At 68.1% G+C, this 20,019-nt stretch carries 20 protein-coding genes; 6 read left to right on the top strand and 14 right to left on the bottom strand.

Annotation, left to right across the window (positions count from 1 at the left end):
• Position 1: 1 nt before the first annotated feature.
• The 9 genes from nosP to JHL17_RS12295 all read right to left on the bottom strand — a co-directional run bounded on the left by nosP (position 2) and on the right by JHL17_RS12295 (position 9,567).
• A complete protein-coding gene (gene nosP, locus JHL17_RS12335) occupies positions 2-1,195 on the bottom strand; it encodes a nitric oxide-sensing protein NosP (RefSeq protein ID WP_247893490.1) in 1,194 nt (397 codons plus the stop codon).
• 120 nt (positions 1,196-1,315) lie between these two features.
• On the bottom strand, positions 1,316-1,696 hold the full coding sequence (locus JHL17_RS12330) for a DUF779 domain-containing protein (protein WP_200193453.1): 381 nt from the start codon (positions 1,694-1,696) through the stop codon (positions 1,316-1,318).
• Positions 1,697-1,994: 298 nt separating this feature from the next.
• On the bottom strand, positions 1,995-3,515 hold the full coding sequence (gene adh, locus JHL17_RS12325) for an aldehyde dehydrogenase (RefSeq protein WP_200193451.1): 1,521 nt from the start codon (positions 3,513-3,515) through the stop codon (positions 1,995-1,997).
• A 166-nt stretch (positions 3,516-3,681) separates the two neighbouring features.
• The gene (locus tag JHL17_RS12320) at positions 3,682-4,671 is read right to left on the bottom strand and encodes a formate dehydrogenase subunit gamma (RefSeq protein ID WP_200193449.1); all 990 of its coding nucleotides are present in this window, start codon (positions 4,669-4,671) and stop codon (positions 3,682-3,684) included.
• Positions 4,672-4,830: 159 nt separating this feature from the next.
• On the bottom strand, positions 4,831-5,466 hold the full coding sequence (gene fdh3B / locus JHL17_RS12315; protein WP_200193447.1) for a formate dehydrogenase FDH3 subunit beta: 636 nt from the start codon (positions 5,464-5,466) through the stop codon (positions 4,831-4,833).
• A gap of 22 nt (positions 5,467-5,488) precedes the next feature.
• The gene (locus JHL17_RS12310) at positions 5,489-8,401 is read right to left on the bottom strand and encodes a formate dehydrogenase subunit alpha (RefSeq protein ID WP_200193445.1); all 2,913 of its coding nucleotides are present in this window, start codon (positions 8,399-8,401) and stop codon (positions 5,489-5,491) included.
• Positions 8,402-8,420: 19 nt separating this feature from the next.
• Positions 8,421-8,645 carry a twin-arginine translocation signal domain-containing protein gene (locus JHL17_RS12305; RefSeq protein WP_200193444.1) on the bottom strand — a complete coding sequence of 75 codons (225 nt, stop codon included), beginning with the start codon at positions 8,643-8,645 and terminating at the stop codon, positions 8,421-8,423.
• Complete coding sequence (locus JHL17_RS12300; protein ID WP_200193441.1) at positions 8,642-9,250, bottom strand: TorD/DmsD family molecular chaperone; 609 nt, start codon at positions 9,248-9,250, stop codon at positions 8,642-8,644. The genes JHL17_RS12305 and JHL17_RS12300 overlap by 4 nt, the downstream gene beginning before the upstream one ends.
• 140 nt (positions 9,251-9,390) lie before the next feature.
• Complete coding sequence (locus JHL17_RS12295; RefSeq protein WP_200193439.1) at positions 9,391-9,567, bottom strand: hypothetical protein; 177 nt, start codon at positions 9,565-9,567, stop codon at positions 9,391-9,393.
• Between the two features lie 172 nt (positions 9,568-9,739).
• Between JHL17_RS12295 and nadA the strand changes: the two genes are divergently transcribed.
• The 3 genes from nadA to nadC all read left to right on the top strand — a co-directional run bounded on the left by nadA (position 9,740) and on the right by nadC (position 13,437).
• Entirely contained in the window at positions 9,740-10,750 is a 1,011-nt protein-coding gene (gene nadA, locus JHL17_RS12290; protein WP_200193437.1) for a quinolinate synthase NadA, read from the top strand.
• A gap of 234 nt (positions 10,751-10,984) precedes the next feature.
• The gene (locus JHL17_RS12285) at positions 10,985-12,619 is read left to right on the top strand and encodes an L-aspartate oxidase (RefSeq protein ID WP_200193435.1); all 1,635 of its coding nucleotides are present in this window, start codon (positions 10,985-10,987) and stop codon (positions 12,617-12,619) included.
• Entirely contained in the window at positions 12,604-13,437 is an 834-nt protein-coding gene (gene nadC, locus JHL17_RS12280) for a carboxylating nicotinate-nucleotide diphosphorylase (protein ID WP_200193433.1), read from the top strand. The genes JHL17_RS12285 and nadC overlap by 16 nt, the downstream gene beginning before the upstream one ends.
• Positions 13,438-13,497: 60 nt before the next feature.
• On the opposite strand, the gene JHL17_RS12275 is transcribed toward nadC, so the two are convergent.
• From JHL17_RS12275 to JHL17_RS12265, 3 genes are all read right to left on the bottom strand, one after another.
• On the bottom strand, positions 13,498-14,055 hold the full coding sequence (locus JHL17_RS12275) for a carbonic anhydrase (protein WP_247893489.1): 558 nt from the start codon (positions 14,053-14,055) through the stop codon (positions 13,498-13,500).
• A 263-nt stretch (positions 14,056-14,318) separates the two neighbouring features.
• Positions 14,319-14,498, bottom strand: coding sequence for a hypothetical protein (locus JHL17_RS12270; RefSeq protein WP_158280168.1), 180 nt, complete (start codon positions 14,496-14,498; stop codon positions 14,319-14,321).
• 133 nt (positions 14,499-14,631) lie between these two features.
• Positions 14,632-15,804, bottom strand: a complete 1,173-nt coding sequence (locus tag JHL17_RS12265) for a mandelate racemase/muconate lactonizing enzyme family protein (protein WP_200193431.1) — start codon at positions 15,802-15,804, stop codon at positions 14,632-14,634.
• A gap of 157 nt (positions 15,805-15,961) precedes the next feature.
• On the opposite strand from JHL17_RS12265, the gene JHL17_RS12260 reads away from it, so the two are divergent.
• The 3 genes from JHL17_RS12260 to JHL17_RS12250 all read left to right on the top strand — a co-directional run bounded on the left by JHL17_RS12260 (position 15,962) and on the right by JHL17_RS12250 (position 18,040).
• Positions 15,962-16,927, top strand: coding sequence for a LysR family transcriptional regulator (locus JHL17_RS12260; protein ID WP_200193430.1), 966 nt, complete (start codon positions 15,962-15,964; stop codon positions 16,925-16,927).
• A 236-nt stretch (positions 16,928-17,163) separates the two neighbouring features.
• Positions 17,164-17,394 carry a hypothetical protein gene (locus tag JHL17_RS12255; protein WP_200193428.1) on the top strand — a complete coding sequence of 77 codons (231 nt, stop codon included), beginning with the start codon at positions 17,164-17,166 and terminating at the stop codon, positions 17,392-17,394.
• Between the two features lie 115 nt (positions 17,395-17,509).
• Positions 17,510-18,040 (top strand): hypothetical protein, encoded by a 531-nt coding sequence (locus JHL17_RS12250; RefSeq protein ID WP_200193426.1) that lies wholly within the window; start codon positions 17,510-17,512, stop codon positions 18,038-18,040.
• 26 nt (positions 18,041-18,066) lie between these two features.
• Here JHL17_RS12250 and JHL17_RS12245 read toward each other — a convergent pair whose 3' ends face one another.
• Together JHL17_RS12245 and fliI are read right to left on the bottom strand one after the other, a co-directional pair.
• Positions 18,067-18,498: a flagellar export protein FliJ gene (locus tag JHL17_RS12245; RefSeq protein ID WP_200193424.1), complete on the bottom strand. Its 432-nt coding sequence runs from the start codon at positions 18,496-18,498 to the stop codon at positions 18,067-18,069.
• Entirely contained in the window at positions 18,495-19,832 is a 1,338-nt protein-coding gene (gene fliI / locus JHL17_RS12240) for a flagellar protein export ATPase FliI (RefSeq protein ID WP_200193422.1), read from the bottom strand. The genes JHL17_RS12245 and fliI overlap by 4 nt, the downstream gene beginning before the upstream one ends.
• Positions 19,833-20,019 lie beyond the last annotated feature (187 nt).

Here is a 20,019-nt window from a genome sequence, read left to right as displayed (position 1 = left end):
TTTAGCGTCCTCCGATGGCGACGCCCGTGAAGGTCTGGTTCACGTGCATGCCGTTCACCTGTTCGCCATAGGCGCAGAATCCGACGACCCGGTGGCGTGCCAGCCGGTCCGACATGACGGCGTTCAGCTGTCGCTGTTCCATCTCCAGCCGGCGCAGGATGCAGTCGCAGCCGAGGATCAGGTCGGGCGCACCGACCTCCGCCTCGATGCCCTCGATCAGCCCATCGAAGTTGGAGACCGGATCCACCCCCTCCGCCACCGTCAGCACGATGCCCTCGTCGATGGCGCAGAAGAAGGTCAGGCTCTCGTCGTCGTTCACCTTCTGGATCGAGCGGACATGGTACTGGCCGCCGACCCGCACCACCACGGGATGGGCGGCGAAGATCATCGGGGTCAGCGGCTCCCCCTCCAGCCCGACCAGCCGGGCATACTCCCGGCCGGCCGGCTCGGCGTTGATCTCATGAACGATGCGATGCTGCGGATCGGCGCCGGTGACCACCATCTTGCGGTCGGAACTGACGAAATGCTGGGTGCGGAAGACGGTGAAGGGCCGCGTCGTGGTGAACAGCGCCACCACCGCGGCATTGGGATGGAAGGCGCCCTCATGCAGCACGAAGGTGCGCTCGAAATGCAGGTCGTCGCCGGCCGACGCCCCGAACAGCGGGATGTCGATCAGGGCGTTGTGCAGCGCGCTGACCACCGTCTCCTCGCTCATCGACAGGCCGTCGATCAGCAGCATGGCGAAGCTGCGGGCATCCTCGCCCATCGGCACCGGCCGGCTCGCCATCGCGCGGTCGCGGCGCGACAGCAGCGACCGCGCGATGGCGGTGCTGTCGGCGATCTCGAAGCGGTCGACATGGTCGACCAGCGCCGTGACGATGCAGAAATCCTCGGTCGGGAAACCCACCGCCACCACCGCGTTGGTGGTGTAGCCGCCGGGTCCGATCTCCCCGGCCGTGGTGCAGCCGATGACCGGCACCATGCCGAACTCCGCCGCCAACGCGTCGGCCAAAGCATGGCGGTCGTAACTGGGAGCGCAGAAGACGACCACCAGATCCAGCGCCATCCCGCCCAGACCGGCCCGCAACTCGCGCGCAGCCTCGTCCGGCCGTTCGGCATGGGTGACGGCGCGCGGCATCCCGTCGCCGGGGGCCGTTCCTGCCGGGCCTTCCGCAGAGATCTCCCGTGTGGACATCGCTGCCCCTCCCGTCGCCCTCTCCGTCCGCGGATGCGATCCGGCAAGGGTACTCCAGGGATGGCGGCGGGCAAGACCAATCCGCGGACCGGTGAAGGAGGACATGGTGGAGGGCGGCTCCTAAAGCGTGTCGGCCGGTTGCGGATCGGGTAGGCCGGTCAATTCGTCGTCGGTGAACAGGCGGGCTTTGGCAGTGAAGCGGATGCCGTCCGGCGTTTCCAGCGAGAAGCCGCCGCCGCGCGCCTGGATAACATCCAGGATGACCTGGGTGTTGCGCCACCATTGGAAGGTGTCCTCGGCCATGCAGAAAGGGGTATCGCCGATTTTGCCAATGCAGAGGTCGCGCCCGCCCAGCCGGAACTCCCCCTGCGGCAGGCAGAGCGGCGCCGATCCGTCGCAGCAGCCGCCCGACAGATGCAGCATCAGCGGCCCGTGCTTGGCCGACAGGCGGTCCAGCAGGGCGACGGCTTCGGGTGTGGCGGCGACGCGGTTGGCTGGCATGGTCGGTTCTTTCACAAAACCACGAACGATCCCCTCTCCCCCCGCTCACGCGCAAACTTCGTTTGCGCTGACGCGACAGGCGGACCCCCGGTCCGCCGAAAGCGGGGAGAGGGTCAGGGTGAGGGGGACGCGCGGCGAGAATACTGCAAAAAACGCGAAGTCCCTCACCCGGCCGGCTTGCGCCGCCCGACCTCTCCCCAGGGGGGAGAGGCGGGTCTGCACACACCACGCGGGAGAAAGAAAAATGGCCGGGAGACATGCCCCCGGCCCAGGTTTGCCCGATAGGGAGGAGCAGGGCTCAGAAGAAGCCGAGCGCTTTCGGGCTGTAGCTGACCAGCAGGTTCTTGGTCTGCTGGTAGTGGTCGAGCATCATCTTGTGGGTCTCGCGGCCGATGCCGGACTTCTTGTAGCCACCGAAGGCGGCATGCGCCGGGTACAGGTGGTAGCAGTTGGTCCACACGCGGCCGGCCTGGATGCCGCGGCCCATGCGGAAGGCGCGGTTGCCGTCACGGCTCCACACGCCGGCGCCCAGGCCGAACTCGCTGTCGTTGGCGATGGCCAGCGCCTCTTCCTCGGTCTCGAAGGTGGTCACGGCGACGACCGGGCCGAAGATCTCCTCCTGGAAGATGCGCATCTTGTTGTGGCCTTCCAGGATGGTCGGCTGGACGTAGTAGCCGCCTTCCAGCTCGCCGCCCAGATGGGCGCGCTCGCCGCCGATCAGGACCTTGGCGCCCTCGGCCTTGCCGATCTCGATGTAGGAGAGGATCTTCTCCAGCTGCTCCTGCGAGGCCTGGGCGCCGATCATGGTACCGCCGTCCAGCGGATGGCCCTGGGCGATCTTGGCGACGCGCTCGACCGCCAGCTTGATGAAGCGGTCGTAGATCGACTTCTGGATGAGGACGCGGCTCGGGCAGGTGCAGACCTCGCCCTGGTTCAGCGCGAACATCGCGAAGCCTTCCAGCGCCTTGTCGAGGAACTCGTCGTCCTCGGCCATCACGTCTTCGAAGAAGATGTTCGGCGACTTGCCGCCCAGCTCGACCGTCGACGGGATGATGTTCTCCGAGGCGTATTGCAGGATCAGGCGGCCGGTCGAGGTCTCGCCGGTGAAGGCGATCTTCGAGATGCGCTTGTTGGTGGCGAGCGGCTTGCCGGCCTCGATGCCGAAGCCGTTGACGATGTTCAGCACGCCGGGCGGCAGCAGGTCGCCGATGATGTCGGCCAGCACCATGATCGCCATCGGGGTCTGCTCGGCCGGCTTCAGCACGATGCAGTTGCCGGCGGCCAACGCCGGAGCCAGCTTCCAGGCGGCCATCAGCAGCGGGAAGTTCCAGGGGATGATCTGGCCGACGACGCCCAGCGGCTCATGGAAATGGTAGGCGTAGGTGGTGTGGTCGATCTCGGCGATCGAGCCTTCCTGGGCGCGGATGCAGCCGGCGTAGTAGCGGAAATGGTCGATGGCGAGCGGCACGTCGGCGGCGCGGGTCTCGCGGATCGGCTTGCCGTTGTCCAGCGTCTCGGCCAGCGCGATGACCTCCAGCCGCTCTTCCATGCGGTCGGCGATCTTCAGCAGGATGTTCGAGCGCTCCGTCGGCGAGGTGCGGCCCCAGGCGTCCTTGGCCTTGTGGGCGGCGTCGAGCGCCAGCTCCACGTCGGCGGCCTGGGAACGGGCGATCTCGCACAGCGGCTTGCCGGTGATCGGGGTGAGATTGGTGAAGTATTGGCCGTCCACCGGCGCAACCCACTGACCACCGATATAGTTGTCGTAGCGGGGGCGGAGCGCGATCTGCTTCTGGAGCGTGTCGAGAGCCTGGTGGAGCATTTGGGCCGTTCCTCTCAGTGTGGTGAACCGGTCAGGTCTCCGGTCCAGCGCGTTTGTCGGAGGCCATTCAGCCACTCTGAGAGGTGGAGGGTAAATTGTACTATGGAAGGAGACGGTGCGGGGGTGGGATTGTTCGTCCACCACCCTATGCACAGTCGACCGCCGCTCACTCCGCCGGCTGGCGCCCCTCGACATAACCCTTGCGCAGCTGCTCCTCGTACCAACGGCGGTGATGCTCGATCGCCCAGTTCTCGTCGACTTCGCCGCGCCCCATGGCGTCGAAGGCGCCCTCCATGCCGATGGTGCCGATGTAGATGTGGCCGATCACCGCGGCGATCAGCCCCGCTGCCAGCAGCCCATGGACGACGTGGATGATCTGCATCCCGCCGATCCCGGAGACGGCGAAGGGCACCATCAGCAGATACCCGCTGGCCGCCATGCCGATGCCGCCCAGCACGATGCTCCAGAACACCATCTTCTGGCCGGCGTTGAAGCGCCCGGCCTCCGGATGCTGTCCGCCGGCCTTGGAAAAGAGGCCGCCCGCCGTCCTGATCCAGACCCAGTCGGCCTTCTCCGGGATGTTGTCGCGCAGCCAAAGCGCTATGATCATCAGCAGCCCGACGACGAAGGGCACGCTGACGAAGTTGTGGATCGACTTGGCATATTCCGCCAGCGGCGTGAAGGCCTGATGGCCGATCAGCGGGATCAGCAGTGGCCGGCCGAAGGTCAGGATCACCCCGGTCAGCGCCATGACCAGGAAGCTGACCGCCGTCGTCCAGTGGGCGAAGCGGTCCAGTCCGTTGAAGCGCAGGACCAGCCGCCCCGACCGGCCGGCATGGATGCGGATGGTGCCGCGGTAGAGGAAGAAGCCGGCCAGCACCGCCGTCATGCCGATGGCCAGCCCGCCGATCACGAGCCGCAGCGTGTGGGTGCGCCACTCCCGCCACTCCCGCCCTTCCGGCTGGACCAGCACCGCCAGCTTCTCGTCCGGGATGCTGACCCGGCCGATCACCTTGTCGTCCTGCGGCACGTAGAGCGGCACCTGCTCCTTGGTGGTCGGCGAGTTCTGGCCGGGCACCTGGGTGAGCTGAGCCTGTGCGAAAGTCGGAGCGGCCAAAAGGGCGATCAGCAGCAGCAGGGCGTGCAGGGGGCGCATGGTGGTCTCCCGGTTAAGCGGCATCTTTGCTTTACTTGCCCCCACCCTGACCCTCCCCCGCTGGGCGGGGGAGGGACGGCCGCTGAACGCCGACAAGCAACCAATCCCCTCCCCCGCCCAGCGGGGGAGGGTCAGGGTGGGGGTATCGTCAACCAACGCTCACGCCCCTCCCGTGCCAGGCCCGCCCGGCGCGAAGGGGGAGCCGCGGTCGTTGCGGCCGTAGGCGGTCGACCAGCCCGGCGCCCCGGACCCGTAGCCACGGCGCAGCGAGCGTTCCTGATAGATGTCGGCCAGCACCGCCCCGTCGCCGGCCATCAGCGCGCGGGTGGAACACATCTCCGCGCACAAGGGAAGCTTGCCCTCTGCCAGCCGGTTGGCGCCGTATTTCTGGTATTCCTCGACGCTGCCGTCCGGTTCGGGGCCGCCGGCGCAGAAGGTGCACTTGTCCATCTTGCCGCGGCTGCCGAAGTCGGTGGTGCGCGGATATTGCGGCGCGCCGAACGGGCAGGCGTAGAAGCAGTAGCCGCAGCCGATGCACAGATCCTTGCTGTGCAGAACCACCCCGTCGGCGGTCTGCAGGAAGCAATCGACCGGGCACACCGCGGCGCAGGGCGGGTCGTTGCAGTGCATGCAGGCCATGGAGATCGACCGCTCGCCCGGCTTGCCGTCGTTCAGCGTGACCAGACGGCGGCGGTTGATGCCCCAGGGCACCTCATGCTCGTTCTTGCAGGCAGTGACGCAGGCGTTGCATTCGATGCAGCGTTCGGAATCGCACAGGAACTTCATCCGGGCCATTGTTTTCCTCAGCTCCTGCACGTCATGCCGGTTCGACCCGGCAGAGGGTGACCTTGGTTTCCTGCATGAAGGTGACGGGGTCGTAGCCGTAGGTCGTCACCCCGTTCACCGGCTCGCCCAGCACGATGGGGTCGGTGTTGGGCGGGTAGTTGCCGCGCAAGGACTCGCCCTGCCAGAAGCCGGAGAAGTGGAAGGGCATGAACACCGTGCCGCCGCCGACGCGGTCGGTCACCAGCGCCTTGACCTTTGCCTTGCTGCCGTCCTCCGGCCCATAGACCCAGACCCAGGCGCCGTCCTTGATGTTCAGCCGCTCGGCGTCCTTGGTGTTGATCTCCGCGAACATCGACTGCTGCAACTCGGCCAGCCAGGGGTTGGAGCGGGTCTCTTCGCCACCGCCCTCATATTCGACCAGCCGGCCGGAGGTCAGCACCATGGGGAAGCGCTGGCGCAGGTCGCTGTCCGCCACCTTGAACTGGAGCGAGCGGGCGAGCTGGACCAGACGGAAGTCGCGCCGGTCCTCGATCGCCGGATAGGCCTTCACCAGCTCCGGCCGCGGGGAATAGATCGGCTCGCGGTGGATCGGCACGGGATCGGGCAGGTTCCAGGCGACGGCGCGCGCCTTGGCGTTGCCGTGCGGCACGCAGCCATGCTTCAGCGCGACGCGGATGATGCCCATCGACAGGTCGGTCTGCCAGCTGACATTGTCCACCTCGGCCCCGCCGCCGCCAATGGCCTGGATCACCCGCATCTCGTCGGGCGTCAGGTCCTTGTCCCAGCCCAGCTTCCTCAGCACGGCCATGGTGAATTCGGGATAGCCGTCCTCGATCTCCGATCCCTTGGAATAGGATCCGTCGGCCAGCAGCGAGACGCCGTTGCGCTCCACCCCGAAACGGGCGCGGAAGACGCCGCCGCCGTCCATGACATGCTTGGAGGTGTCGTAGAGCACGGCCGATCCCGGATGCCTGATCTCCGGATGACCCCAGCTCGGCCAGGGCAGGCCGTAATAATCGCCGGCGCAGGGGCCGGAGGATGCCCGCATGGTGATCTTGTCGAAATCGGCCTGATGCTTCATGTGCATCTTCAGCCGTTCCGGCGACTGGCCGGTGGCGCCGATGGACAGGCAGCTGCGGTTCATCTCGCGCAGGATGTCCTCCGGCACCGGCCGGTCCTTCTCCACCGTGATGTGCTTGAACATCTCGTCGGCGAAGCCCAGCTTGCGCGCCAGCAGATAGATGATGGCGTAGTCGTCCTTCGATTCGAAGATCGGCTCCACCACCTTCTCCCCCCACTGCATCGAGCGGTTGGAGCAGGTGCGCGACCCGTCGGTCTCGAACTGGGTGCAGGCCGGCAGGATGTAGGTGCCGTTGCGCCGCTCCTTGATGGCGGCGAAGGTGGTCGGGTGCGGATCGGCGATGACCAGCAGGCTGAGCTTCTCCAGCCCCTTCACCATCTCCGGCATGCGGGTGACGGTGTTGCCGCCATGGCCGAAGCACATCATGGCGCGGAGCGGGCTCGGCTGGTCGATCTCGCCCGGCTTGGCCAGCACGGCATCGAACCAGCGCGTGGTCGGGATGCCCTTGGCCTCCATCAGATCCTTGGAGCCGAAGCGGGCCTTCAGATCGTCGTATTCGACGTCCCAGGCGCGGGCGAAATGCTTCCACGCCCCTTCCGCCAGCCCGTAATAGGCGGGCAGCGTGCTGACATCGAGGCCGAAATCGGTGGCGCCCTGCACGTTGCAGTGGCCGCGATAGATGTTGGCGCCGCCGCCGGCCACGCCGATGTTGCCGAGCGCCAGCTGCAGGATCGACAGGGCGCGGACGTTGGCGGTGCCGACGGTGTGCTGGGTGACGCCCATGCACCAGATCACCGTGCTGGGCTTGTTCTTCGCCAGCGCCTCCGCCACCCGGCGAAGCTGCGATCCCGGGGCGCCGGTCACCCGCTCCACCTCCTCGGGAGTCCATTTCTTCACCTCGGCGCGGATCTCGTCCATGCCGTAGACGCGCTGGCGGATATACTCCTTGTCCTCCCAGCCGTTTTCGAAGATGTGCCAAAGCAGGCCCCAGGCGACCGGGATGTCGGTGCCGGGACGGATGCGGACATATTCGGTGGCATGGGCCGCGGTGCGGGTGAAGCGCGGGTCGATGACGATGAAGGGCGCGCGGTTGTGCTCCTTGCCGCGCAGCATGTGCTGCATCGACACCGGGTGTGCCTCGGCCGGGTTGCCGCCGACGATCACCAGCGCCTTCGAATTCTGGATGTCGTTGTAGCTGTTGGTCATGGCGCCGTAGCCCCACGTGTTCGCCACGCCGGCGACCGTGGTGGAGTGGCAGATGCGCGCTTGGTGATCGACGTTGTTGGTTCCCCAGAAGGCCGCCAGCTTGCGATAGAGATAGGCGCCCTCGTTGGAGAATTTCGCCGAGCCCAGCCAGAACACCGCGTCCGGCCCCGACGCCTTGCGGATGTCCATCAGCTGGTTGCCGATCTCCTCGATCGCCTGGTCCCAGCCAATGCGCTGCCAGACGCCGTCGACCAGCTTCAGCGGGTATTTGACCCGGCGGGTGCCCTTGGTCAATTCGCGCACCGAGGCGCCCTTGGCGCAGTGGGTGCCCTGGTTGATCGGGCTTTCCCAGCCCGGTTCCTGCCCGACCCAGACGCCGTTCTGCACCTCGGCGATCACCGTGCAGCCGACCGAGCAGTGAGTGCAGACGTTCTTGCGCGTCACCACCTCAACGTTCGGCAGGATGGGACCGGCCTCTGCCTTGCGGATCATCGCGCCCGGCAGCGCGCCCACGGCGGCGATGCCGCCCGCGGCAAGGCCGGACCGGCGCAGGAAACCGCGGCGGCTGACGCCCGACTCCAAGCTGTCGGCCAGCGCACCGAACAGACCGGACCGCTTGCCGCCTGCCGTTTTCGCCGAGCTGCGTTTGACCAGCATGGACACCCTCCCGATCGCCCTACAGGCGGTTCAGCGCGTAGAAGCGCTTGACGTGTTCGGTTTCGCGGTAGCGGGCCTTCACCTGCTCCTGCGGCGATTCCATCGCCTGCGCCTCGTCCCCGGCCGGCAGCATGGTGGCCGCGGCGGCGCCGGCCGCACCGAGGCCCAGCGTCTTCAGGATGTCGCGGCGTTGCAGGGGATTGCGTGTGGAAGGATTGCGGGGCGGATCTTGCGGCGTCTTCATGCGTCGACTCCCTCCAACTCTTCGATCTGTCTGTTCAGGGCTTCCTGCTCGACCTCCAGGAACAGGCGGCCGATGGTGCCGACCGGACGATAGAGGCCGGCTGCTTCCGCCTTCTCCAGATCCTGGAAGAATCGCCCGGCCCAGGGCATCAGGTGGCTGTCCAGCATGTGCCGCTGCACCGCCGGGTCGGCCCCCTCGCGGATCAGCACCGCCATCACGTCGCACAGCGCCGCGATGTGGTCCTCCGGCTCCGACACGTCGGGCGCACGCTCCAGCCCCAGCGCCTGAAGGTCGGCGCGCAGGGCCGACAGCGGCCGGTCGGTGAGGAAACCCGTGCGGTAATAGGAGGCGTAGGGGACCAGCTCGCCCTGAACGACGCCGATGAACAGCGCGTTGAACTCGCGCTCCGCCGCTTTTGGGTCGGTAGCGCCAGCGCGCGATGCCAGATCGTCGAAGGCCCGGCCGAGCGGCGTCGCATCGCCGGTGAGGTTGCCGAGCAGCGCCAGCAGATCGGCTGACGGCGGGGCCGCCAGCGTCAGTGCCAGCAGCCGGTAGACGTCGGCGCGCAAGCCATCCGCGCCGCCTTCCGGATCATGAACCGTCATCGCACTCCCGCAAGCCGCTCCGGGCCCCTCGTCCAAGGCCGTGGCCGGCCCGAACTGGGATAACGGCCGACACGGGCAAAGGTTGCCCTATCCGGTCGGGGCTACCCAGCCGGGCTCATCCCTTTTCCCCACTGACGGCGTCACTGCTGCGGACGGCCGGAGAAGTTGCGATGCTCGATCGACGCCTCCTCTCCCACCCGTGCGCCGGACGACGCGAAGGTCTCGTCGGCACTGCGGGCAAACAGGCCCGGCAGGACGGCCCAGGCGGCGCCCGCCAGGACGACGATGGCGCAGAGCGCGGCGAGGAAGGCTTTCATCGGCAATTCTCCGGACAGCGCCTGTCGGGGCAAGGCCGCCCAACCCGGCTCCACCCACGACCGGCACAACACCGCCCGAGCGAGATTGTTTCCGCATCATCATTTCCCCTTGATATGCTCTGAAAGAGTAAATATGGTTTTGCTCGTAACGAGCATAGAGGGAAGCCGTCTGATGCCCGAGGTCGCCGAACTCGCCTACACCCCCGCCGTCGCTGCGGCGACCGCGCCGATCTACGAGCGGATGAAGCGTGTCGTGCCGGCGATCGAATGGCCCTTCCACGCGCCGCTGGTCCACGCCATCAACGAACTGAAGCGCGAGCGCAACGCCGTCATCCTGGCCCACAACTACCAGACGCCGGAGATCTTCCACGGCGTGGCCGACATCGTCGGCGACAGCCTGGCGCTGGCCGCCAAGGCGACGGAAACCGACGCCGACGTGATCGTGCTGGCCGGCGTGCATTTCATGGCGGAGACGGCGAAGCTGCTGAACCCGGCCAAGACCGTGCTGATCCCCAGCCGCAACGCCGGCTGTTCTCTGGCCGACAGCATCACCGCCGCCGACGTCCGCCTTCTGCGCGAGGCCCATCCCGGCGTGCCGGTGGTCGCCTACGTCAACACATCGGCCGAGGTGAAGGCGGAGGTCGACATCTGCTGCACGTCGGGCAACGCGGTGGAGGTGGTGGAATCGCTCGGCGTCGACCGGGTGATCTTCCTGCCCGACGAGTATCTGGCGAAATACGTCGCGACCCAGACCAAGGTCGAGATCATCGCCTGGAAGGGCCATTGCGAGGTGCATGAGCGCTTCACCGGCGCGGAGATCGACGAGTTCCGCCGCCGCTTCGACCGGCTGACCGTGATCGCCCACCCCGAATGCCCGCCCGATGTGTTGCAGGCCGCCGATTTCGTCGGCTCCACCGCCCGCATGATCGACTTCGTCGGCAACGAGAAGCCGCCGCGGGTGCTGATGGTCACCGAATGCTCGATGAGCGACAACGTCGCCGCAGCCTCGCCCGAGACGGAGTTCGTGCGGCCCTGCAACCTCTGCCCGCACATGAAGACGGTGACGCTGTCGAGCATCCTGGACTCGTTGCGGACCCTGGAACCGCGCGTCGAAATCCCGGACGCGCTCGCCGCCCGCGCCCGCCGGTCCGTGGAACGCATGCTGGCGGTGAAGCCGAAGTGAGTGCCCTTAAATCCCCCTCTCCCCCCCGCTCACGCGCAAACGAAGTTTGCGCTGACGCGACAGGCGGACCTTTGGTCCGCCGAAAGCGGGGAGAGGGTCGGGGTGAGCGGGGAGAGGGTCGGGGTGAGGGGGATGCATTGCGAGGATCCCTTCGGCTTCGCCGAACCCCCTCATCCTAACCTTCTCCCCAGGGGGGAGAAGGGATCCATTCGCGTTGCGTCGAGGAGTCCCCCCATGACCTCCAGCACGCCTTACGATGTCCGCGATGCCGAGGTGATCGTCGTCGGGTCCGGCCTTGCCGGGATGACCGCCGCCCTGCAACTCGCCCCACGCACGGTGACGCTGATCACCAAGACCGCCGGCCTCCCCGGCGGCTCCAGCCTTCATGCCCAGGGCGGCATCGCCGCCGCCGTCGGTCCCGGAGACCGGCCGGCGGACCATGCCGCCGACACCGTCGCCGCCGGAGCAGGGCTGGTCGATGCCGCGATGGCCGCCCTGCTGACCCGTGACGGCGCCGCCCTGGTCCGCCGGATGCTGGAGGACGGCCTGCCCTTCGACCGCGCCGCCGACGGCTCGCCGCTGCTGGGCCGCGAGGCCGCCCATGGCGCGGCGCGCATCGTCCATGCCGGGGGCGACGCCACCGGCCGCACCCTGGTCACCGCGCTGGCCGAGCGCCTGCGCACCACCCCGTCGGTGCGGGTGGAGACCGACGCCTTCGCCGTCGATCTCGTCCTCCGCAATGGCCGGGTCTGCGGCCTGCTCGCCTGCCATGGGCAAGGCTGGGTGCTGCACCGGGCGCCGCGCGTCATCCTGGCGACCGGCGGCATCGGTGCCGCCTTCGCCCGCACCACCAACCCGGCGGAGGCGACCGGCGACGGACTCGCCATCGCCGCGCGGGCCGGTGCCCGGCTGGCCGACCTGGAGTTCGTGCAGTTCCACCCCACGGCGCTGGCGGTCGATGCCGACCCGGTGCCGCTGCTGACCGAGGCCCTGCGCGGGGCGGGCGCCCTGCTGCTCGATCGGGACGGCCGGCGTTTCATGCCCGACGAGCATCCGCTGGCGGAGCTGGCGCCGCGCGACGTGGTTGCCCGCGCCATCGGCCGGCGCGTCGCGGCGGGGGAACCGGTGTTCCTCGACCTGCGCCCGGCGCTGGCCGCCAAGCCCGGCGGCTTCCCCACCGTGCTGGCTCTCTGCGCCGAGCATGGGCTTGCCCCGTTCGCCGGGCCGATGCCGGTGGCGCCCGCCGCCCACTACCACATGGGCGGGGTGGTCACCGACGCCGACGGGCGCACCAGCCTGGAGGGGCTGTGGGCCTGCGGCGAAGTCGCCTGCACCGGTGTCCATGGCGCCAACCGGCTGGCCAGCAACTCCCTGCTGGAGGCGCTGGTGTTCGGCGCCCGCGTCGCCCGCGACGTGGCGGCACGGCCCCTGGCGCCGCTGCCGCCCTTCGCCCTGCCCCGCCCGCCGGCGGTCGCCGCCGATGCCGGCCATGCCCTGCTCGACGCCATCGGGGCAGAGGCGCGGACGGCGCTCTACGAGGGTGCCGGGCTGGTCCGCGACGGGCTGGGACTGCTTGCCGCCCGGCGCAAGCTCGACCGGCTGGCGGCGGCGCTGGACATGCTCCGCGGCGAGGACGGCGATGAGGCTCCGCCCGAGGTCGTCCGCCGCTGGGGCGAAGCGCGCAACCGGCTGCTGGTCGGCCGGCTGGTCGTCCATGCCGCCCTGGCGCGGGAGGAAAGCCGCGGCGCCCATTGCCGCAGCGACCATCCCCTCCCCAATCCCGTTTCCAGCCCCCGCACCCTGACCCTCAGCGATCTGGCCGGCACCGCCGGTCCCCTGTCCGGAGACGCCGCATGCTGCATCCTCTGACCGTCGAGCCCATCGTCCGTGCCGCCCTGGCGGAGGATCTGGGCCGGGCCGGCGACATCACCACCGACAGCATCATCCCGGCCGACGCGGTGGCGACCGCCCGCATCGCCGCCCGCAAGGACGGCCGCGTCGCCGGGCTGGAGGCGGCGCTGATCGCCTTCCGCCTGCTCGACCCCGGCATCTCGGTATCGGTCGAGCGCGCCGATGGCGACGACGTGCCCGCCGGCGGTACCATCGCCATCCTGACCGGCAAGGCCCGTGCCCTGCTGACGGCGGAACGGACGGCGCTGAACCTGATGGGCCGGCTGTCCGGCATCGCCACCGCCACCCGCAGCCTTGTTCGTGAGGTGGAGGGCACCAAGGCCCGCATCGTCTGCACCCGTAAGACCACCCCCGGCCTGCGCGTCCTGGAAAAGCATGCGGTGAAGCTGGGCGGCGGCTTCAATCACCGCTTCGGGCTGGATGACGCGGTGCTGATCAAGGACAACCACATCGCCGTCGCCGGCGGGGTGCGTCCGGCGGTGGAGCGCGTCCGCGCCGCCATCGGCCACATGGTGAAGGTGGAGGTGGAGGTCGACACGCTCGACCAGTTGGACGAGCTGCTGGGCCTGCCGGTCGATGTCGTGCTGCTCGACAACATGGACGCGGACACGCTGCGCCGTGCGGTGCGGAGGGTCGACGGCCGCCTGCTGACCGAAGCGTCGGGCAACGTCACGCTCGCCACCGTCCGCGCCATCGCGGAGGCCGGCGTCGACATGATCAGCTGCGGCTGGCTGACCCACAGCGCCCCGAACCTGGATCTCGGGCTGGATATGTGACGGAGGGAATCAAAAAGCCCCTTCTCGCCTTGATCAGGAAGAAGGGGCTTTTTTGAGTGCTTACGCCGCCAGCTTTTCGACCTTGCCGTCCAGCCCCATCAGCAGCAGCTCGACCTCGAGGTCCGGGTGGCGTTCCCTGACCATCGTCTTCAGCTTGCTCAGGTACTGGCCATGCACCTCGGATTCCTTCGCGGGATCGGGCGACAGGTCCATGCCGAGGAAGACCTTGTAGGCGCCGCAGTCGCGGTGATCCATGACGATCAGGCGCTTGATGTGGTGCAGTTCCTTGGCGACCGCGACATGGTCCCAGAAGGCGTCGCCCCAGGCCGGCTTCTTGTCGGTCAGCGCGCCCAGGCTGGCGCCGGCCAGGATGACATGGTCGTAGTTCGCCTGCATGTTGCGGGCGTTCATGTAACCGGCGACATGGCCCATCAGGCGATAGTCCATGCAGGACAGCAGGAGCGTGTCGACGCTGCCGGCCCGGGCCGGGCGGCTCATCATCATCGGCGCCATCAACGTCACGCCGGCACCCAAGGTCGCCAGCTTCAGAAACCCGCGGCGCGAGCTGTGTTCGCCTTGGCAGCAGCCATGGTGATGACCGGTCGAATGTTCCATCATGCCCTCCAACACGCCCCGAACCCATATCGAGGTTTCACGCGCGATGGTGGCAGCGGATTGTTAAAAATTTCAATAAAGGGTCTACCGCCATATGGAAAAGCAATAAAAATTCACCTTCGCGGCATTTTTCGGATAGCGCCCTCCACAACCGGATTTCCTTCCACATCGCCAGTCAAAAGAAACGGGCCGCCCGGTGAAGGGCGGCCCGTTTCCAGGCATGGGCATTTCCTGGTCGTCAGCGTTCGACCTTCAGCGTTTGGCCGTCACCCGCCGCGCGTGGTGCTGGGCGCCGGCGTTCCGGCCGACCCGACGGTGCTGGAGGCCGGCGGCGGCGATGCGCTCGCGCTGTGGTTGGGCGAACAGTCCGCGTTGGCGATCCCAGCCGTCAGGAGAGTGGCGAGACCGAACAAAGCGGCGACGACCGGACTGGCTCCATGAGACATTGGATCACCTCCTTTCTGAAACGTTGCGACCGACAACAGATTGACACAGCGCGACGCCCGGTCAATGGCCGAATTGAACATTGAGGGCGGCGTCTCCCAATGGAACAGGGTCCGGCCTTGAGCTTGAGCGAACTTATCGGGTTTCCAGAAGCCCGCTCATCGTCGCGAACAGTTCCGACTTGGCTTCGAAGCCGACGCCGGGCAGATCGGGCAGGCGCACCCGGCCATCCTCCACTGCGATACCGTCGGCGAAGCCGCAGAAGGGCTTGAAGACGTCGGGGTAGGATTCATTGCCGCCCAAGTGAAGACCGGCGGCGATGTTCAGCGACATCTGGTGGCCGCCATGCGGCACGACGCGACGGCTGGACCAGCCATTGTGTTTCAGCATGTCCAGCGTGCGCAGATACTCGACCAGCCCATAGCTCAGCGCGCAGTCGAACTGCAGCCAGTCGCGGTCGGGGCGCATGCCGCCATGGCGGATCAGGTTGCGGGCGTCCTGGTGGGAGAACAGGTTCTCGCCGGTCGCCATCGGGCGGTCGTAATGATTGGCCAGTTCGGCCTGCAGCGCGTAGTCCAGCGGGTCGCCGGCCTCCTCGTACCAGAACAGGCCGTAGGGCTTCAGCGCCTCGGCATAGGCGATGGCGGTCTTGAGGTCGAAGCGGCCGTTGGCGTCGACGCACAGGTTCTCGCCCGACCCGACCACCTCCAGCACCGCGTCGATGCGCCGCAGATCGTCCTCAAGCGGGGCGCCGCCGATCTTCATCTTCACGACCTTGTAGCCGCGATCGCGGTAGCTGCGCATCTCGTCCTGGAGCGCCGTCACGTCCTTGCCGGGATAGTAATAGCCGCCGGCGGCATAGACCCACACGCTGTCGTCGGCCACCCCGCCGCGGAAACGGTCGGCCAGCAGGCGGTAGAGCGGCACGCCGGCGATCTTCGCCACCGCGTCCCACACCGCCATGTCGATGGTGCCGACGGCGACCGAGCGTTCGCCATGGCCGCCCGGCTTCTCGTTGGTCATCAGCCGGGCCCAGATGCGGAAGGGGTCCAGGTTCTCGCCGCTGTCGTCCAGCAAGCTGTCGGGGGCGGCCGACATCAGCCGGGGGATGAACCGCTCGCGCAGCAGCCCGCCGGCGGCATAGCGGCCGTTGGAGTTGAAGCCGTAGCCGATCACCGGCCTGCCGTCGCGCATCACGTCGGTGACGACCGCGACGACGCTGCAGGTCATCTGGCTGAAATCGATGAAGGCGTTGGCGATGTCGGACTTGATGCCGGCGGTCTGCTCGCGGATTTCGACGATGCGCATGGCGGTTCCCCTTGCAGCGTTGTGGCGTGTTTCGTGCCGGCACTGTAGGGATGTTGCGGGCCGCCGGGCCAATGCCAAGGTCGGAACGCATCATGCGGGTTCGGCATGGGGTGGCCGCAAGCCGGTCCTGCCCGGCAGACGTGACGAAGATTGGGCGATGGAACTCTCCTGGCTCGACGATTTCCTGGCTCTGGTGGATTGCGGCAACTTCTCCCGCGCCGCCGACGCGCGCCACCTGACCCAGCCGGCCTTCAGCCGTCGCATCCGCGCGCTGGAGGATTGGGCCGGCACGCCGCTGTTCGACCGCAGCGCCCAGCCGGTGACCCTGACGGAGGCCGGCCGCCGTTTCCGCCCCTTCGCCGACGAGACCGTGCGCCGCCTGCTGCAAGGCCGCGAGGAAGCCCGGCTGGCCGCCCAGTCGGAGGCCGCGACCCTGCGCTTCGCCGCCACCCATGCGCTGTCCCTGACCTTCTTCCCCTCCTGGTTGCGGGCGCTCGAGAGCCGCGCCAGGCTGGGCGCCATCACCCTGTCGTCCGACAGCATGGAGGCCTGCGAACGGCTGATGCTGGCCGGACAGGCGCAGTTTCTGCTCTGCCACGCCCACCCGGCGGCGGCCGGCCGCCTGGACGCGGAGTCCTTCCGCTCCGTCGTCGTCGGCGGCGACCGGCTGCTGGCAGTGACCGCGCCCGATGCCGGCGGACGACCGCGCCATGTGCTGGCGGACGGGGACAGCACGCCGCTGCCGCACCTCTCCTACAGCCGCGAGTCCGGCATGGGCCGCATCCTGGAAGCGGTGCGGGCGGGACAGCCGTTGCCCGGCACGCTCGACACCGTTTTCACCTCCCACCTCGCCGCGGTGCTGCGCACGCTGGCGCGCGACGGGCGCGGGGTGGCCTGGCTGCCGGAGAGCCTGATCGCCGAGGATCTGGCGCGCGGCTCCCTCGTCCGGGCCGGGATGCCGGCCGGCGACGGGCGCTGGACGGTGCCGGTGCAGATCCGGCTGGTCCGCCCGCGTGCGCGCCAGAGCAAGGCGGCCGAGAGCTTTTGGACGCTGGCGGTCGAAGCCGCCCTCTGGCGCAATGCCGAGTCGTCGCCGGAACTTGCCGCACCGGTTGAAGAATAGAAATTCGACTCCCAATAAAGGTTGCGACCGCTTAGACCCAAGTTGTTTTGATCGTTGACATTCTCGGAAAAGGCTCTCCAGCCGCGTGATTTCGCTGGCGCTAGCCCTTTCGATCAGGCAAAATTTGCCTAGTTGGGGTGAGGCCGGGCTCCGACGGACCGCTATGGGCGGCCATATCCCCATATCGTTCGCCGGCTGGTTCAAGAAGCGTCGCACCAGCGACCGGAGGAACGATCATGGGCGTCAGCAGCATCGGTGGGATCGGCGGCTATCAGCAGCAGCCATACGTCACCCCGCTCAGCAGCGGCCCCGCCGCGGCGCAGCGGTCCACCTCGCCCGTCGAATCCGAACAGGAAGACCAGAGCGAGCGTACCCGCCGCCAGCAGGAGGCGCAGAACACCCAGAGCGGTTCCAGCGGCGGCAACACCACCCCCACCCGCGGCCAGACCCTGAACATCACGGTCTGATCGGGTCGCGCGGCAGCAGCAAGGGCGGCGGGGAGAGCGAAACGGGGCAGCGCCCGGCAAGGAGCTGCCTCAACGGCAATGCCTGGATAGCGGGCGAGAAGCGCGGGAGGCACCGATGGAGATCCGTGGCGTTTCCAGCTCGACGGCGAACCGCCCGACGGCTTTCGAGCCGGCGGAGTCCGGCACCGCTTCCCCATCGGGTCCGGCCCAGGGCGCCGCCGCCCAGTCGGAAAAGGCATCGAGCCCCGGCTATACCAGCCCCTTCCTGCGCTATGACCAGGGTGCGCGGGTGGCGGTGCTGTATTTCCGCGATTTCGACACCGGCGAAACCCAGGACCAGATCCCCTCCCAGCGCGTGGTCGAGGAATACCGCCGCACCGCCAGCCGCCTCGCCCAGGACGACGAACGGAAATCGGCGGCAGGGCGGGCGGGATCGCTGGACGGTGGTTCCGCCGGCAAGGCGGCAAGCGGCTCCGGACCGGTTGGTGCACCTGCCCGTGCCTCCGTCGGCGCGTCCGTCGCGAGCGGCAGCGGCGGTGCGGCGGTTGCCAATACCGCCGCCCCGGCAACCGGCGGCTTCACCCCCAGCGCGCCGGGCGGCTCCTATGGCGGATCACCGGGCGGGCTGGTTTCGGTGACCGTCTGAGCATCGCGACACGGCAGGCGCTCTCCTCACCCGGCCGCCTCCTCCTCCGCCTGCCGGCGCCGGAAGCCTACCAGCGCGGTCTCGTCCAGCATCGCGGCCTCCTTGCGCTTCTGCTTGTCGCGCTCGCGCTTCAGCCGCTCCTCTTCCGCCAGCTCGTAGCGTTTCAGCTCCTGGAAGGCTTCGGCCATCTCGTCGGTGGCGATGTTGATCTGCATCTCGACCTGCCCCAGCGATTCGCCGAGCTTGCGGCCACGCTCCATCGCCGCCTGGGCGAAGTTGGAATAGGTGAAGGAGACGGAGAAGTCCTCGCGCACCGTCTCCTGCTCCTGCACGATCTCCTGCTTGATCTTCTCGATTTCCGCACGCAGCCGGTCGGCCAGCGTGTGGAGGTCCGCCAGGACGCGACGCTTCTCGTCCAGTTGCAGCTTCTGCAGGCGGATGATCGTCTTCAGGCTCATTGCGGCCACTGCACCCCAAAGATTTCGGCAAGCATGGCGTAGCTGGTCTCCAGATCGGTGGCCTCGCGCTTGCCCTGCTTCAGGAAGCCCTCCAGCGCCGGCTGGTAATGGATCGCTTCGTCGACCTGCGGGTCGGTGCCGCGGCGGTAGGCGCCCAGCCGGATCATCTCCGCCATGTTGTCGTAGGACGACAGCAGGCGCCGGGCATAGCCGACCAGTTCGTTCTCGTTCGCCGTGTTGCAGCCCGGCATGGTGCGCGACACGCTGCGCAGGATGTTGATGGCGGGGTAGCGCCCGCGTTCGCCGATCTGGCGTTCCATCACGATGTGGCCGTCCAGGATGCCGCGCACGGCGTCGGCGATGGGTTCGTTGTGGTCGTCGCCGTCCACCAGCACGGTGAACAGGCCGGTGATCGTGCCGGATCCCACCAGCCCCGGACCGGCGCGCTCCAGCAGGCGCGGCAGCTCGGCGAAGACGGTCGGCGGATAGCCCTTGGTCGTCGGCGGCTCGCCGGCGGACAGGCCGATCTCGCGCTGGGCCATGGCGAAGCGGGTGACGCTGTCCATCATGCACAGCACGTCGCGGCCCTGGTCGCGGAAATGCTCGGCCACCGCCAGCGTCATGTAGGCCGCCTGCTTGCGCATCAGCGGCGCCTCGTCCGACGTGGCGCAGACGACGACGCTGCGGGCCAGCCCCTCCTCGCCCAGATCCTCGGTGATGAATTCCTGCAATTCGCGCCCGCGTTCGCCGATCAGGCCGATCACCGCGATCTCGGCGGCGGAAAAGCGCGCCAGCATCGACATCACCGACGATTTGCCGACGCCCGATCCGGCGAAGATGCCCATGCGCTGCCCGCGGCAGCAGGTGAGGAAGGCGTTGACGGCGCGGATGCCCAGATCCAGCTTCCCCCCCACCCGCGCACGCGCGTGGGCGTTGGGCGGAGTGTTGCGGATCGGCGTGCCCTGCGGCCCCTTGGGCAGCGGTCCCTTGCCGTCCACCGGTTCGCCCAGTGCATTGACCACCCGGCCCAGCCAGGCGTCGGTGGGGAAGATCTGGGCCTGGTCGCCCGCCACCAGCGCGCGGCAGCCCAGCCCCACCCCATCCAGCGCGCCGAACGGCATGGCGAGCGCCCGGCCCTGGCGGAAGCCCACCACCTCGCACGGGACCTGACGGCGGTCGCGGGTCTCGACGATGCAGCGGCCGCCGACCGACAGCTCCTTCTCGATGCCGCCGACCTCGACCATCAGGCCGGACACGGCGGTGACGCGGCCGTAGCGGCTGCAGTCCGGGATCTGGCCGATGTCGCGGATCAACTGATCGATATCGAACTGCATGGAACGGATACCGACACTCCCAAGACGGGGAGCGCTCCTATTAAGTGGTAGTTCTGTGGACGGAGGCGACGTTAACCACCATGATCGCATCTTGCGATGGAAGGATTAACGTTGTGTAAGCGCTTGGCACTGGCGTTAAGCTGAATCGTCTGTTAACTTGTGTAAACGGGATGGTTGAAATCGGTCA

Origin of the sequence: Azospirillum endophyticum, assembly GCF_016595245.1 — a bacterium.
GTDB classification, from domain to species: domain Bacteria; phylum Pseudomonadota; class Alphaproteobacteria; order Azospirillales; family Azospirillaceae; genus Azospirillum; species Azospirillum endophyticum.
Note: the sequence above shows the minus strand (reverse complement) of the source record. Positions and strands in the feature narration are given on the sequence as shown.

What these genes read in the sequence shown, in the direction of transcription:
- nosP (WP_247893490.1), bottom strand. Translation starts at nt 1,195, where the DNA reads ATGTCCACACGGGAGATCTCTGCGGAAGGCCCGGCAGGAACGGCCCCC.
- JHL17_RS12330 (WP_200193453.1), bottom strand. Translation starts at nt 1,696, where the DNA reads ATGCCAGCCAACCGCGTCGCCGCCACACCCGAAGCCGTCGCCCTGCTG.
- adh (WP_200193451.1), bottom strand. Translation starts at nt 3,515, where the DNA reads ATGCTCCACCAGGCTCTCGACACGCTCCAGAAGCAGATCGCGCTCCGC.
- JHL17_RS12320 (WP_200193449.1), bottom strand. Translation starts at nt 4,671, where the DNA reads ATGCGCCCCCTGCACGCCCTGCTGCTGCTGATCGCCCTTTTGGCCGCT.
- fdh3B (WP_200193447.1), bottom strand. Translation starts at nt 5,466, where the DNA reads ATGGCCCGGATGAAGTTCCTGTGCGATTCCGAACGCTGCATCGAATGC.
- JHL17_RS12310 (WP_200193445.1), bottom strand. Translation starts at nt 8,401, where the DNA reads ATGCTGGTCAAACGCAGCTCGGCGAAAACGGCAGGCGGCAAGCGGTCC.
- JHL17_RS12305 (WP_200193444.1), bottom strand. Translation starts at nt 8,645, where the DNA reads ATGAAGACGCCGCAAGATCCGCCCCGCAATCCTTCCACACGCAATCCC.
- JHL17_RS12300 (WP_200193441.1), bottom strand. Translation starts at nt 9,250, where the DNA reads ATGACGGTTCATGATCCGGAAGGCGGCGCGGATGGCTTGCGCGCCGAC.
- JHL17_RS12295 (WP_200193439.1), bottom strand. Translation starts at nt 9,567, where the DNA reads ATGAAAGCCTTCCTCGCCGCGCTCTGCGCCATCGTCGTCCTGGCGGGC.
- nadA (WP_200193437.1), top strand. Translation starts at nt 9,740, where the DNA reads ATGCCCGAGGTCGCCGAACTCGCCTACACCCCCGCCGTCGCTGCGGCG.
- JHL17_RS12285 (WP_200193435.1), top strand. Translation starts at nt 10,985, where the DNA reads ATGACCTCCAGCACGCCTTACGATGTCCGCGATGCCGAGGTGATCGTC.
- nadC (WP_200193433.1), top strand. Translation starts at nt 12,604, where the DNA reads ATGCTGCATCCTCTGACCGTCGAGCCCATCGTCCGTGCCGCCCTGGCG.
- JHL17_RS12275 (WP_247893489.1), bottom strand. Translation starts at nt 14,055, where the DNA reads ATGATGGAACATTCGACCGGTCATCACCATGGCTGCTGCCAAGGCGAA.
- JHL17_RS12270 (WP_158280168.1), bottom strand. Translation starts at nt 14,498, where the DNA reads ATGTCTCATGGAGCCAGTCCGGTCGTCGCCGCTTTGTTCGGTCTCGCC.
- JHL17_RS12265 (WP_200193431.1), bottom strand. Translation starts at nt 15,804, where the DNA reads ATGCGCATCGTCGAAATCCGCGAGCAGACCGCCGGCATCAAGTCCGAC.
- JHL17_RS12260 (WP_200193430.1), top strand. Translation starts at nt 15,962, where the DNA reads ATGGAACTCTCCTGGCTCGACGATTTCCTGGCTCTGGTGGATTGCGGC.
- JHL17_RS12255 (WP_200193428.1), top strand. Translation starts at nt 17,164, where the DNA reads ATGGGCGTCAGCAGCATCGGTGGGATCGGCGGCTATCAGCAGCAGCCA.
- JHL17_RS12250 (WP_200193426.1), top strand. Translation starts at nt 17,510, where the DNA reads ATGGAGATCCGTGGCGTTTCCAGCTCGACGGCGAACCGCCCGACGGCT.
- JHL17_RS12245 (WP_200193424.1), bottom strand. Translation starts at nt 18,498, where the DNA reads ATGAGCCTGAAGACGATCATCCGCCTGCAGAAGCTGCAACTGGACGAG.
- fliI (WP_200193422.1), bottom strand. Translation starts at nt 19,832, where the DNA reads ATGCAGTTCGATATCGATCAGTTGATCCGCGACATCGGCCAGATCCCG.